Origin of the sequence: Streptomyces sp. NBC_01508 (assembly GCF_045040315.1) — a bacterium.
In the GTDB taxonomy this organism is placed as follows: Bacteria; Actinomycetota; Actinomycetes; order Streptomycetales; family Streptomycetaceae; genus Streptomyces.
In genome coordinates, this window is sequence record NZ_CP109419.1 from 3,936,923 (window position 1) to 3,950,136 (window position 13,214).

Below are 13,214 nucleotides of genomic sequence, written 5' to 3' on the forward strand. Positions count from 1 at the left end.
GAACCGGACCCGCGTTCGGTATGGGAACTGGATTCCCCCGCGTCTTCGACGGCGGTCGGCGTCCCCGACGCGGATTCGGGCGTCGGCCGGATTTCGACGCAGCGGCGCGGGCGATCACGCCGCCCGCTGGACCGGCGGCTCGGCGGGCGGCTTCGGCGGGCGGCTTCGGCGGAGTCGCCCGGGCGAATGACCCGCCCTCGTTGGAGTGACGTTTCTCCGCGGCGCCTTCTCCGTCGAGTAGATCTTCATCCGCCACGTCCGGCCACTCGACATCTACGCGGGGAAGCATCGTGTCTCGTCTGGCTCACTGGTGTTTCCTGCACCGCCGCGCGGTGGTGGCCGGCTGGCTGCTGGTCCTGGTCGTGACCGTCGCGCTCAGTCAGTCGATCGGCAGCAAGTACAACGAGAGCGTGAGCCTGCCGGGCACCGACTCGCAGGCCGCGGTGAACCTCCTCACGGACAACTTCCCGGCGGCGTCGGGCGAGAGCGACCAGATCGTCATCGAGGCCACGGGCGGGGCCACCGTCCGCTCGGACTCGGTCCAGCAGCCGGTCACCGCCGCCCTCACCAAGGTCGCCGCCATCCCCGGCGTCGCGTCGGTCGTCAGCCCGTACAGCCCGCAGGGCGCCGCACAGATCAGCGAGGACGGCGGCGTCGCGTTCGCCGGTGTGAGCTGGAAGATGAAGGCCGCCGACGTCACGAAGTCGGACGCCAGGAAGCTGATCGACACCGCCAAGGCCGCGGCCGGCCCGAACGTCCGTATCTCCCTGGGTGGTCAGTCCATCGAGGCCGAGGAGAGCGCCGGCCCCGGTCTGTCGGTCGCGGTGGGCGCGATCGCCGCGCTGGTCATTCTGCTGATCGTCTTCGGCGGAGCCCTGTTCGCCTCGCTGATGCCCCTGGTGACCGCGGCCGTCGCGCTGTTCATCGGCACCTCCCTCATCAGCCTGCTGTCACACGTCATGGACACCCCGAACGTGTCCAGCGACCTCGCCGTACTGATCGGGCTCGGCGTCGGCATCGACTACGGCCTGTTCATCATCAGCCGCCACCGGGGCGGGGTGAAGGCCGGTCTCGCGTACGAGGAAGCGACCGTACGGGCGGTCACCACGTCCGGGCGGACCGTACTGTTCGCCGGGATCACCGTCTGCATCGCACTGCTCGGGCAGTTCGCCCTCGGGGTCGACTTCCTGTACGGCCTGTCGGCGGCCTCCGCCCTCACCGTCGCGCTGACCATGGCCAGTTCGCTGACGTTTCTGCCCGCCATGCTCGGCTTCCTCGGCCCGAAGGCCCTCTCCCGGCGCGAACGGCGCGCACACGCGGAGAAGGGGCCGGTCTCCGGGGACGCGGCCGGATTCTGGCTGCGCTGGGCGACGTTCGTGGAGAGGCGCCGCGCGCTGGTGGCGGCGGGCGCCCTGGCCCTGGTCGTCGTGATCGGACTGCCCCTGTTCACGCTGCGCCTCGGGTCGTCGGGCGCCGCGAACGACCCGCCCGACTCCACCACCCACCAGGCGTACACCGCACTGGCCAGGGGGTTCGGCCCCGGCTTCAACGGGCCGTTCCAGCTGGTGAGCGAGGTGAACTCGCCCGCTGACGCGCAGGCGTTCGACACCTTCCTGGCCTCCGCCGCCAAGCAGCCGGGCGTGGTGTCGGTGACACCGGCGAAGATCTCCCCGAACGGCAAGGTCGCGCTCGCGATCCTCTACCCCGCCAGCGGGCCGGGGGCGAAGGCGACCGTCAGTCTGGTGAGCGACATCCGCGACCTGGCGCCGAAGGCGGAGGGCGCCGGCCACCCCGCCGTCCACATCGGTGGAGTCACACCCGCCAACATCGACTTCTCCCGGGTGCTGAGCGAGAAGCTGCCGCTGTTCATCGCCGTCGTCGTCATCCTGGCGTTCCTGCTTCTGGTGGCGGTGTTCCGCAGCCTGCTCATCCCGCTGGTGGCGGCGGTGATGAACCTGCTGTCCGTGGGCGCGGCGCTCGGCGCGATGAACGCCGTCTTCACCTGGGGCTGGGGCGGTTCGCTCTTCAACATCACGGGCACCGGGCCCGTCGACGCCTTCATCCCGGTCCTGCTGTTCTCGGTGCTCTTCGGCCTCTCGATGGACTACGAGGTGTACCTCGTCAGCCGGATGCAGGAGGAGTGGCACCAGCGGCGCGGGACTACGGCTCCGTCACACGCGGACGACGTCCGGCGCAACCACTGGGCCGTGACGCACGGCCAGGCAAAGACGGGACGCGTCATCTCGGCGGCTGCCGGGATCATGATCCTGGTCTTCGGCTCGTTCCTGATCGGCGACGACCATGTCCTGAAGGAGTTCGGATTCGGCCTGGCCTTCGCCGTTCTGGTCGACGCCCTGATCATCAGGGGACTGATCGTGCCGGCCCTGATGCATCTGATCGGTCCCGCGAACTGGGCCCTGCCCCGTTGGCTGGCCCGGATCGTACCCAACTTCTCCGTCGAGTCGGCGGTGCGGAAAGACGCTCACTGAGCGGGAGTTGAGGGGCGGGAGCCGGGCGGGGTGTCTTCGGGCTCGTGGCGGGACGGCTCACCGGGGCGGACGGGGTAGGCCGGGCCTGGGAGCCGCTGCCCTTCGTGCTGTCCGTGGCGCTGTGTGTCGTGCTGTGTGTCGTGCTGTCCGTCCTCTTGTCCGTTCGGCGGCCGGTTCTCGGCCTTCATCGCGCGGGCCTCGCTCTTGAGGATGCGGGCCGACTTGCCCGCCGAACGGGCCAGATCCGGCAGCCTCTTGGCACCGAGCACCAGAATCACGACGATCAGAATGATCGCCAGCTCACCAAGCCCAAGCAACGGATACCTCCAGGCCGCGAACGGGCCCGCACTGGTACGGGCCCGCGATCTGCGGTAAATCTACAGGACTGTAGAGATTGGCGGGAGGGGGCGTCGGGAGCCTCCGCCTAGCCTTCTTCGCTCCCCTCGCCCTCTCCCCCGCCCTCCTCCTCGCCTTCGAAGAAGTCGCCCACCTCGTCGACGACTTCGGCCGCCACCATGCCGCCCGCGACCCCCACGGCCAGAGCGGCCGCGCCGACAGCCACCGCCGCGCCCGTACCCGTACCCATGCCGGCGCCGGAGCCGTGCCCGTGCGCCTGCCCGTGCCCGCGATCCGCGTAGTGGCCGGCGAGTTGGTCCATCCAGCCCGCCACCACCGTGTTCCAGTCGGTGTGCGCCACCTCGCCGTGCCCTGCGGCGTGCCGCTTCAACGCGTCGTCCACACCCGCGTCCCCGCGCCCGTCCGCCTCCAGGACGATCTCCGTCCCGGCCGCGTGCGCCAGGAACGTCAACTCGACCTCTTCCAGCCGGTTCGCGTAAGCCGGCGCCGGGATGAGTTCGATCTCCTGGTAGAACGGCAGCCGTTGGCCGCTCCCGTTGATGTGCCCCAACTCCAGGTCCGCCGACCTGAAGCCGAAGCCGAGCTGCCCGAACGCCTCCAGTACGGCCTCCTGGACCGCCAGCGGCCGTACGGCGAAGGCGTCGAAGTCGCCCTTGTCCCTGGCGCCCCCGACCTCCACGTCCGTCCGTACGCCCAGGGTGATGCCGAGCGGTTCGCCGTGCAGCTCGGAGACCGGTGTCTCCCACGGCACCGTCACCTCGAACGGCACGGTGTGCGGCTCGCCCTCACCCAGCCGGAAGCCCCCGGCGATCTCGTACCGCCCGAAGCTGACGAAGCCCTCGCTCTCCCCCTCCTCGTGCTCCGCCTCGACGCGGGCGACGAGTTCCAGGCCGACGCGGTCGACGTCGTACGACGCGCTCCCGCCGACCAGCCGGACCTCGCCCCGCAAAGTGCCTCCCGGCAGTACCGCACCACTGTGAAGCTCCGTCTCCACCGTCGGCCCGCCGACGCCGAGTGAACCGAGCAGTCGCTTCAACACCATCGAGGTGTTCCCTCCTTGTTCCCGGATTCCTGATGCGCGTTCACCTCTACAGATCTGTAGAAGTACGCGTCAAGCATAGGCAGTCCACGGGGAGCGGGGAGTCGCGGCGAGAAACAGCTCCCCGCGACCGGGACCAATCCACCTCCCCAAGGTCACCGAATGCCCACCAACAACGGCAAGACCACCAGTCGCTCAGCCGCAAAGGGGATGCATCGCAGTGATACGTCAGCGCACAGCCCGCTACACGGCCCTCCTCGTCCTGCCCGCCGCTCTCACACTCGTCGCGGCCACGCCCGCCCTCGCGAGCGGCGCGAACGGCGCGAACGGTGAACACGGCGGACACACCACGGCGACGGCCAAGGAGGGTGAGGCCTACCAGATCGATCTGGGGTCGCTGAACGACTCCGGCGCCACCGGCGCCGCCCTGGTCAGCTTCCAGGACCGGAAGCTGACGGTGAAGATCGAGGCCACCGGCCTGGTGCCCGGCCAGCCGCACGCCCAGCACATCCACGGTTCCACCGACGGGCACGACTTCCGCTGCCCCGACGCGAGCGCGGACAACGACGGCGACGGCATCGTCAGCACCGCCGAGGGCCTGCCGCAGTACGGGGACATCAACATCTCCCTGACGACGAAGGGCGACACGTCCAAGGACAGCGGGCTCGCCGTCGACCGGATGCCGGTCGCCGACAAGGACGGCAAGCTCAACTACTCCCGCACGATCGAGGTGTCGCAGGACGTCGTCGATCACATCAAGGACCTGCACGTCGTGCAGCACGGCATCGACCGCAACGACGACGGCGAGTACGACTTCGGCGCCGGCAAGAGCGAGCTGGACCCGAAGCTCCCGCAGGAGGCCACGGCACCCGCCAACTGCGGCATGGTCAAGGGCGCGGCCGTCGGCTCCATGCCGGTGGGCGGCGTCGAGACCGGTACGGGCGGTACGGGCGGCGCCTCGGGAATCGAGTCGCCCGGCATGCTGGCCGGCGGCACGGCGGCCGTACTCCTCGCGGGCGGGCTCTTCGCGGTCAACCGCCGTACCCGCAGCGTGACTTCGGGCACCGACCGGCGCGCCTGAAGCGATGAGTGAGCCGAACGGCACGGACGAGGGCGCGGACGAGGGCGGGGGTGCGGGCGGGGGTGCGGGCGGCGGCGGACGCCGCCCGCGCCGGCGCACGGCGCTGATCGTCGCGATTCCGGTCCTGCTCGTCGTCGGCGGGCTGCCGCTGGCCCTGGGAACGGGCGGCGAGCGGCCCGTACCGCCAAGGGCCGTCGACAAGGGCGGTCCGCCGGTGGCGGATTCGGCGCCCCGGTCACCCAAGGGGGACGGGTCGCCGGGGCCGGCCGGCCCACACGCCGCCGCCGACCTCCCCGCGTCCGACCCCGTCCGGGTCACGATCCCCTCGCTCAAGGTGTCCTCCACCCTGGAGCGGCTCGGGCTCGACGAGAACCGCGCGATGGAGACGCCGAAGGACCCCGACAAGGCGGGCTGGTACCACCCGGGTCCCGCCCCCGGCGCCAACGGCCCCTCGATCATCGCCGGTCATGTGACCTGGGACGGCGCGCCCACCGTCTTCTTCGACCTGGCCAGGATCGATCCGGGCGACACGGTCGAGGTGGCGCGGGAGGACGGCAGGACGGCCGAGTTCACGGTCGACCGCGTGGCGACGTACGCGAAGGACAAGTTCCCGACGGTCGAGGTCTACCGCAACCTCGACCACGCCGGACTGCGCCTCATCACCTGCGGCGGCGACTACTCCGAGGCCGACCGCCGTTACGCCGACAACGTGGTCGTGTACGCGACCCTCACCGGCAGCCACAGGTCGACCCCGGACGAGACCTGACCCTGTCCCGACCCGCCTCACGTGCCGACCCGCCTCACGACGCGGGCCGGGACGGCTCTGTCGAACCCTGCTCGCTCACACCCTGACGGCGTCCTCGCTCTCCGCCGCGCGCTGCTCCGGTACGAGCGTGTGCTGAAGGCTCTCCCCCTCGATGTCGAGGTTGGGCAGGAGCCGGTCCACCGGACGCGGCAACCACCAGGCGGCCCGCCCGAGCAGCGACATCACCGCCGGGACCAGCGCCATACGCACGATGAACGCGTCCACGAGCACCCCGACGGCCAGCGCGAAGCCCATCGACTTGATGATGGGGTCCGGCATGAGGATGAACCCGCCGAACACGGCCGTCATGATCAGCGCGGCGGCGGTGACGACGCGGGCGTTGTGCCCCATTCCGCTGACGGTCGCCTGCTGCGCGCCGGCGCCGTGGACGAAGTCCTCGCGCATCCGGGAGACGAGGAAGACCTCGTAGTCCATGGCCAGCCCGAACAGGATGCCGATGAGGAGAATCGGCAGGAAGCTCACCAGGGGTCCGGGGGTGTCGACACCCAACAGGTCGGCGAAATGGCCCTGTTGGAAGATCGCCACAGTGATGCCGAAGGTGGCGCCGATGGTCAGGAGGAAGCCGAGCGCGGCCTTCAGCGGCACCAGGAACGAGCGGAAGACCAGCATCAGCAGCAGGATCGACAGCCCGACGACGAGCAGCAGATAGACCAGCATGGCGTCCGCGACCTTCTCGGAGACGTCGATGCCCACGGCCGTGGTGCCGGACAGGGCGACATCCGTACCCTCCGCGCCCGGGACGTCCCCGATGTCGGCCACGCGGTCGCGCACGGCGTGCACGACCGCCTCGGTGGCCACGTCGGTGGGGCCCGCCTTCGGGATGACGGTGAGGAGCGCCGTGGTGCCCTGCTTGTTCAACTGCGGTGGTGTGACGGCCAGTACGTCCTTGGTGCCCTGGATGCGCGCGGCCGCCTCCTTGGCGGCGACGGCGGTGGTCGCGGCGTCGTCGCCGGAGACGACGGCGATCAGCCGGCCGTTGAAGCCGGGGCCGAATCCCTCGCTGGTCAGGTCGTACGCCTCGCGGGTCGCGGAGCCGGCGGCGGCGGTGCCCGCGTCGGGCAGCGCCAGGCGCATGTCGGCGGCGGGGAGGGCCAGTACGCCGAGACCGAGGATGCCGACGAGGAGGACGGGGACGCGCAGGCGGGTGACGGTACGGCCCCAGCGGAAGCCGAATCCCTCGCGGGGCGCGGCGTCTCCCGTGGCCTGACCGTCGCGCCGCTTGCGGGGCAGTACGCGGTGGCCGGCGAACCCGAGGAGCGCCGGCAGCAGGGTGAGCGCGACCAGGACGGCGACGGCGACCGTACCCGCCGCGGCCAGGCCCATGACGCTCAGGAACGGGATGTTGACGACGGTCAGCCCGGCGAGTGCGATGACGACGGTGGCGCCCGCGAAGACCACGGCCGAACCGGCGGTCCCGACCGCGCGGCCTGCCGCCTCCTCGGCGTCCATGCCCTCGGTCAGATACTGGCGGTGCCGGGAGGTGATGAACAGCGAGTAGTCGATACCTACGGCCAGCCCCAGCATGAGCGCCAGGATGGGGGCGGTGCTGGTGAGATCGACCACGCCGCTCAGGGCGAACAGCCCGGCCATTCCGACCGCGACGCCGACGAGCGCGTTCAGCAGCGTCATACCGGCGGCCACCAGGGAGCCGAAGGTGACGACGAGGACGCCCGCGGCGATCAGCACACCGATCGCCTCGGTGGAGCCCACCTCCACCTCGGCGCTGAGGACTTCACCCCCGTGCTCGACCCGCAGCCCCTCCTCGGCGGCGCCGGCCTTCTCGTACGCCGCGCGCTGCGCGTCGGTCACCTCGTCGGCGCCGGTCTCGAACTGCACCTGGACCAGGGCGTATCGGCCGTCCTCGGAGACGGCGCCGGCCTGGAACGGGTCCACGGCGCCGACCACACCGGGGACGGCGGCGGCCTCCCGTACCACCGGCGCGACCGCGGTCGGGTCGAGCTTCCCGCCCTCGGGCGCGGCGATGACTATGGTGCCGGTCGTACCGCTGGCCTGCGGGAAATGCTCCCGGAGCGAGTCCAGCGCGCGCTGCGACTCGGTGCCGGGCATGGTGAATTTGTCGCTGGTGGGGCCCATGAGGGTGGCGGCGGCGCCGCCCAGTACGACGAGCAGGAGCAGCCATACGGCGACGACGCGCTTGCGCCGGCGGAAGGAGAACCGGCCGAGCCGGTACAGCAGGGAAGCCATGGCGAAGGTTTCTCTTCTCGGTGGTCGGTGGTCTGGTGGTCGGTGGTCTGGTGGTCGGTGGTCTGGTGGTCGGTGGTCTGGTGGTCGGTGGTCTGGTGGTCGGTGGTCTGGTGGTCGGTGGTCTGGTGGTCGGTGTTCGGTGGGGCCGAACAACTTCAGCGGGGGTCGGGGTCGGGGCGCAGGGTGCGCAGCGCGCCGCGGATCAGCTCGTCGCGCAGTGCCTGGTCCGGTACGTCGACATCGCTGGCGCCCGTGACGAAGACCGCCCCGAGGACCATGTGCGCCGCGACCACGTCCCGCGCTCGCGCCGACCGCCCCGCGAGCGCGTCCAGCAGGCGGTCCACGGTGCCGGGGATGCTGCCGAGCGCCGGGTGGGTGGTCATGCGGGGGATGTCCTCGAAGAGGATCTTGATCTCGCGCCGGAAGCGCATGGCGAGATCGACGTATCCGGTGACGGCGGCTTCCGCCGCCTCCCGTCCGTCGAGGTCGAGGAGCCGGGCGTCGAGCGCGGCGAGCCCTTCGCCGGCGGGGGTCAGCAGTTCGGTGAGGATCGCGTCCTTGCTGGTGAAGTGGTACAGCAGGGACGCCTTCGAGCAGCCGACGGCGGTCGCGATGTCGTGCAGCGACGTGCCTTCGTAGCCGCGGGTCGCGAACAGCCGCAACGCCGATTCCAGGATGTGTCCGCGCAGGGCGGAGGCGGGGCGTGCCATGCGCCCACCATAACTGTCCGATCGGTCAGCTTTACTGGGCGGGGAGCGGCGACACCGCCCGCCGCCGTCAGCCCGCCCAGCTCCAGTCCGCGACCTCCGGCAGGTCCACCCCGTGTTCGCGGATCCAGCTGTGGTGACGGGTCCGGGTGTCCACCATCGTCTGGCGTACGCCGGCCGCCAGGACACCGAGGCCCGGGACGCGGTCGATGACGTCCATCACCAGCCGGTACCGGTCCAGGTCGTTGCGGACGACCATGTCGAACGGCGTGGTCGTGGTCCCCATCTCCTTGTAGCCGCGCACATGCAGGTTCTCGTGGCCGGCGCGACGGTAGGCGAGGCGGTGGATGAGCCAGGGGTAGCCGTGGTACGCGAAGATCACCGGCTTGTCCGTGGTGAACAGGTCGTCGTACTCGGACTCCGTCATCCCGTGCGGATGCTCCTCCCGGGGCATCAGCCGGGTCATGTCGACGACATTGACCACCCGGACCACCAGCTCCGGCAGATACTGGCGCAACAGGCCCGCCGCCGCGACGACTTCCTGTGTGGGCACATCCCCCGCGCAGGCCAGGACCACGTCCGGCTCACCGCACCCATCCTCCGTACCGGCCCACTTCCACAGGCCCGCGCCACGGGCGCAGTGCGCGCGTGCCTCGTCCATGGTGAGCCAGTCGAAGGTGGGCTGCTTGCCGGCGACGACGACGTTCACGTAGTCGCGACTGCGCAGCACGTGATCGGCCACGGAGAGCAGGGTGTTGGCGTCCGGCGGCAGATAGACCCGTACGACTTCGGGGCTCTTGTTCAGTACGTGGTCGACAAAGCCGGGGTCCTGGTGGGAGAAGCCGTTGTGGTCCTGACGCCAGACATGGGAGGTCAGCAGGTAGTTGAGAGACGCCACCGGGCGGCGCCAGGCCAACGCCCTCGATGTCTTCAGCCACTTGATGTGCTGGTTGACCATCGAGTCCACGATGTGCACGAACGCCTCGTAACAGGAGAACAGTCCATGACGGCCCGTCAGGAGATAGCCCTCCAGCCACCCTTGGCACAGATGCTCGGAGAGGACTTCCATCACCCGCCCGTCGCGGGCCAGGTGTTCGTCCGTGGGCAGGATCCGCGCCTGCCAGGCCTTCCCGGTGGCGTCGAAGAGCGCCTCCAGCCGGTTGGAGGCGGTCTCGTCCGGGCCGACGACCCGGAAGTCCCTGCGGTCGGCGGTGTCGGCCATGATCCGGGCCAGCAACCCGCCCAGGACACGGGTGGGTTCGTGCAGCGCCACGCCGGGCCGGTCGACCTGGACGGCGAAGTCGTCCAGCGGCGGGACCGGCAGGTCGCGGACCAGGAGGCCGCCGTTGGCGTGCGGGGTGGCGCCGAGCCGGCGCGTACCGGCCGGGACGCAGGACAGCACCCGCGCGGTGGGCCGGCCGTCCCGGCCGAAGAGTTCGCCGGGGCGGTACGAACGCAGCCATGCCTCCAGTTGAGCGAGGTGGGCCGGGTTGTCGCGTACTCCGGAGAGGGGGACCTGGTGGGAGCGCCACGTCCCTTCGACGGGCAGCCCGTCGACCTCGCCGGGACCGGTCCAGCCCTTGGGCGTGCGCAGCACGATCACGGGCCAGGCGGGGCGCCCGGCACTCGCCCCCTCCCGCCCGGACCTCGCCCCCTCCCGCGCGGCGCGCTGGATCCCGTCGATGCGGTCAGCCGCGAGGTCGAGGGCGGCCGCCATGTCGCGGTGGACCTGGAGCGGGTCGCTGCCGGTCACGTACAGCGGTTCGTGGCCGTATCCGCGCAGCAGGGCGTCCAGTTCGGCGTCGGGGATACGGGCGAGGACGGTGGGGTTGGCGATCTTGTAGCCGTTGAGATGCAGGATCGGCAGGACGGCGCCGTCGTGGACCGGATCGAGGAACTTGTTGGCGTGCCAGGACCCGGCCAGTGGCCCGGTCTCGGCCTCGCCGTCGCCGATCACGCACGCGACGAGCAGATCGGGGTTGTCGAGCGCGGCTCCATAGGCGTGGGCGAGGGAGTAGCCGAGTTCGCCGCCCTCGTGGATGGAGCCGGGGGTCTCCGGGGCGACATGGCTCGGGACACCGCCCGGGAAGGAGAACTGGCGGAAGAGCCGGTCCATACCGGCCGCGTCCCGGCTCACGTCGGGGTACGTCTCGGCGTACGTGCCCTCCAGCCAGGAGTTGGCCAGCACGGCCGGTCCGCCGTGTCCGGGACCCCAGACACAGAGCGCGGACCGGTCGCGGTTCTTGATGAGGCGGTTGAGGTGGGTGTGGACGAGGTTGAGCCCCGGGGATGTCCCCCAGTGGCCCAGAAGCCGTGGCTTGATGTGCTCGGGCCGCAGGGGCTCGGTGAGGAGCGCGTTGCCCATCAGATAGATCTGGCCGACTGCGAGATAGTTCGCCGCGCGCCAGTGGGCGTCGAGTGCGGCGAGTTCGTCGTCGGTCGGCACCGTGCCGCTGTCGCGCTTCACCTTGGTCTGCCGCATGGGCTTCTCCGTCACGTCGTCACTGTCCGCGCTCGGTCCTCGGTCCCGTCGTCTCCGGTCACCGTCGCACAGCCGGGGCGGGCCGGCGGAAGAAGCTGACCGGCCTGTCGCGTACGCGATCAGGGGCGGGGCGAGCGAGGTCAGGGGCGGGGGCGGGGGCGGGCGAGCGGGGAGGGGTTGAGGCGGGCGAAGCCCTCCTGGCGTTCGTACGGGAAGTAGGGATACGGCGCCACCTTCGCGCTCGCCGCGTCGAGCCGGGCCACCTGCTCGGGCGTCAGCTCCCACCCGACCGCGCCGATGTTCTGGCGCAACTGCTCCTCGTTACGGGCGCCGATGATGACCGAGGACACGGTCGGGCGCCGCAGCAGCCAGTTGATGGCCACCTGAGGCACGGTCCTGCCGGTCTCCTCCGCGATCGCGTCGAGGGCGTCGACCACGCGGAAGAGGTGGTCGTCGTCCACGGGCGGCCCGAAGCCGGCGGTCTCGTGCAGCCGGCTGCCCGCCGGCAGCGGCCGGCCACGGCGCACCTTGCCGGTGAGCCGCCCCCACCCCAGCGGGCTCCAGACCATCGCGCCGACGCCCTGGTCGAGGCCGAGGGGCATCAGTTCCCACTCGTAGTCGCGGCCGACGAGCGAGTAGTAGACCTGGTGCGTCACATAGCGCGGGTAGCCGTGCCGCTCGGCGGCGGCCAGCGACTTCATCAGCTGCCAGCCGGAGAAGTTGGAGACACCGGCGTAGCGGATCTTCCCGGACCGTACGAGCTGGTCGAGCGTGGACAGCACCTCCTCGACGGGGGTCCCCGCGTCGAACGCGTGCAGTTGGAAGAGATCGATGTGGTCGGTGCCGAGCCGGCGCAGCGCGTCCTCCGTCGCCCGGATCAGCCGCGTACGCGAGGATCCCGCGTCCGTCGGCCCGTCACCCATCGGCAGACTCGTCTTGGTCGACAGCAGCACCTCGTCGCGGCGGCCCTTGACCGCCTGGCCGAGGACGGTCTCGGAGGCGCCCGCCGAGTACACGTCCGCCGTGTCGAACATCGTGATGCCCGCTTCCAGGCAGATGTCCACGAGCCGGCGCGCTTCCCGTTCGCCGGTGTTGCCCCAGGCGCCGAAGAGCGGCCCCGTGCCGCCGAACGTGCCCGCTCCGAAGCTGAGTGCCGGGACCTTGAGGCCGGACGCGCCCAGTTGCCTGTACTCCATGATCGAACCCCTTCGCACACACTGCACAGCCCGCACAACCCGCATGGCCCGCATGGACCGCATAACCTGAGAGCCTTAACGGGACACCGGTCCCTTTAGGATGGCCTCAACGTAACATGAGAAGTGCAACTAATGAAACTGGAGTCCCGTTATGGTGAGTGAGGCGCGCCCATGAGCGCCGAGGAGAACGACGCCACCTGTGGCGATCCCGGGACCGTCCGCCCCGGAGGCCGTACAGCAAGAGTGCGGACAGCCGTGCTGCACGCGGCCGGCGACGCGCTCGCCGAACACGGCTTCGCCCGCCTCGACCTCGCCGATGTCGCACGCCGCGCGGACGTCGGCAAGTCGACCGTGTACCGACGCTGGGGGACGGTGGCCGGACTCGTCGCCGACCTGCTGACGGACATGGCCGAGCAGTCGCTGCCGCGCTCCGAGACCGGTTCGCTCCTCGGCGACCTGCGGGCCAACGCCGAACTCGTACGCCGCACGCTGGCCGACCCGCGCCAAGGCGCGCTGTTCAAGGCGGTGATCGCGGCGGCCACGACGGACGCGCGAACGGCCGAGGCGCTGCACCGCTTCTACGAGATCCGGGTCACCGAGTGGGCGCCCTGTGTCGAACAGGCCGTGCGGCGAGGTGAGTTGGCGGCCGGGACGGACCCGTACGAGGTGATCCGCGCCGTCTCGGCCCCGCTCTACTACCGCCTACTGACCAGCGGCGCGCCTCTCGACGAGGCGGCGGGGGTACGCGCGGCGGAGGCGGCCGCCGCGGCGGCGAGGGCGGGGGTCTACGCGTAGGGGGGGTGGGCGGTTCGGTTCAGGGGGGCCGGTTACC

The 13,214-nt window shown here is 70.9% G+C and carries 10 protein-coding genes; 4 read left to right on the top strand and 6 right to left on the bottom strand.

What is annotated here, in order from left to right:
• The first annotated feature begins 290 nt into the window (after positions 1-290).
• Positions 291-2,489 carry an MMPL family transporter gene (locus tag OG700_RS18090; protein WP_405614758.1) on the top strand — a complete coding sequence of 733 codons (2,199 nt, stop codon included), beginning with the start codon at positions 291-293 and terminating at the stop codon, positions 2,487-2,489.
• On the opposite strand, the gene tatA is transcribed toward OG700_RS18090, so the two are convergent.
• Together tatA and OG700_RS18100 are read right to left on the bottom strand one after the other, a co-directional pair.
• Positions 2,483-2,806 (bottom strand): Sec-independent protein translocase subunit TatA, encoded by a 324-nt coding sequence (tatA, locus tag OG700_RS18095; protein ID WP_405614760.1) that lies wholly within the window; start codon positions 2,804-2,806, stop codon positions 2,483-2,485. The two genes, OG700_RS18090 and tatA, sit on opposite strands and share 7 nt — an antisense overlap.
• Before the next feature lie 107 nt (positions 2,807-2,913).
• Positions 2,914-3,888, bottom strand: coding sequence for a sporulation protein (locus OG700_RS18100; protein ID WP_405614762.1), 975 nt, complete (start codon positions 3,886-3,888; stop codon positions 2,914-2,916).
• A gap of 217 nt (positions 3,889-4,105) precedes the next feature.
• Between OG700_RS18100 and OG700_RS18105 the strand changes: the two genes are divergently transcribed.
• Both OG700_RS18105 and OG700_RS18110 read left to right on the top strand, forming a co-directional pair.
• The gene (locus OG700_RS18105; protein ID WP_405614764.1) at positions 4,106-4,966 is read left to right on the top strand and encodes a hypothetical protein; all 861 of its coding nucleotides are present in this window, start codon (positions 4,106-4,108) and stop codon (positions 4,964-4,966) included.
• 4 nt (positions 4,967-4,970) lie between these two features.
• Positions 4,971-5,732, top strand: a complete 762-nt coding sequence (locus OG700_RS18110; RefSeq protein ID WP_405614766.1) for a class F sortase — start codon at positions 4,971-4,973, stop codon at positions 5,730-5,732.
• Between the two features lie 75 nt (positions 5,733-5,807).
• Here OG700_RS18110 and OG700_RS18115 read toward each other — a convergent pair whose 3' ends face one another.
• From OG700_RS18115 to OG700_RS18130, 4 genes are all read right to left on the bottom strand, one after another.
• Complete coding sequence (locus OG700_RS18115; protein ID WP_405614768.1) at positions 5,808-7,997, bottom strand: MMPL family transporter; 2,190 nt, start codon at positions 7,995-7,997, stop codon at positions 5,808-5,810.
• A 155-nt stretch (positions 7,998-8,152) separates the two neighbouring features.
• Complete coding sequence (locus OG700_RS18120) at positions 8,153-8,707, bottom strand: TetR/AcrR family transcriptional regulator (RefSeq protein WP_405614770.1); 555 nt, start codon at positions 8,705-8,707, stop codon at positions 8,153-8,155.
• A gap of 67 nt (positions 8,708-8,774) precedes the next feature.
• Positions 8,775-11,186 carry a phosphoketolase gene (locus tag OG700_RS18125; RefSeq protein WP_405621791.1) on the bottom strand — a complete coding sequence of 804 codons (2,412 nt, stop codon included), beginning with the start codon at positions 11,184-11,186 and terminating at the stop codon, positions 8,775-8,777.
• Between the two features lie 140 nt (positions 11,187-11,326).
• Entirely contained in the window at positions 11,327-12,382 is a 1,056-nt protein-coding gene (locus tag OG700_RS18130; RefSeq protein ID WP_405614772.1) for an aldo/keto reductase, read from the bottom strand.
• A gap of 171 nt (positions 12,383-12,553) precedes the next feature.
• Here OG700_RS18130 and OG700_RS18135 point away from each other — a divergent pair, with 171 nt between their 5' ends.
• Positions 12,554-13,177 carry a TetR/AcrR family transcriptional regulator gene (locus OG700_RS18135; RefSeq protein WP_405614774.1) on the top strand — a complete coding sequence of 208 codons (624 nt, stop codon included), beginning with the start codon at positions 12,554-12,556 and terminating at the stop codon, positions 13,175-13,177.
• The last annotated feature ends 37 nt before the right edge of the window (positions 13,178-13,214 follow it).

Bases quoted from the DNA above. Each gene is read 5' to 3' on its own strand.
- OG700_RS18100 (WP_405614762.1), bottom strand. From the start codon at position 3,888: ATGGTGTTGAAGCGACTGCTCGGTTCACTCGGCGTCGGCGGGCCGACG.
- OG700_RS18110 (WP_405614766.1), top strand. From the start codon at position 4,971: ATGAGTGAGCCGAACGGCACGGACGAGGGCGCGGACGAGGGCGGGGGT.
- OG700_RS18115 (WP_405614768.1), bottom strand. From the start codon at position 7,997: ATGGCTTCCCTGCTGTACCGGCTCGGCCGGTTCTCCTTCCGCCGGCGC.
- OG700_RS18120 (WP_405614770.1), bottom strand. From the start codon at position 8,707: ATGGCACGCCCCGCCTCCGCCCTGCGCGGACACATCCTGGAATCGGCG.
- OG700_RS18125 (WP_405621791.1), bottom strand. From the start codon at position 11,186: ATGCGGCAGACCAAGGTGAAGCGCGACAGCGGCACGGTGCCGACCGAC.
- OG700_RS18130 (WP_405614772.1), bottom strand. From the start codon at position 12,382: ATGGAGTACAGGCAACTGGGCGCGTCCGGCCTCAAGGTCCCGGCACTC.
- OG700_RS18135 (WP_405614774.1), top strand. From the start codon at position 12,554: ATGAGCGCCGAGGAGAACGACGCCACCTGTGGCGATCCCGGGACCGTC.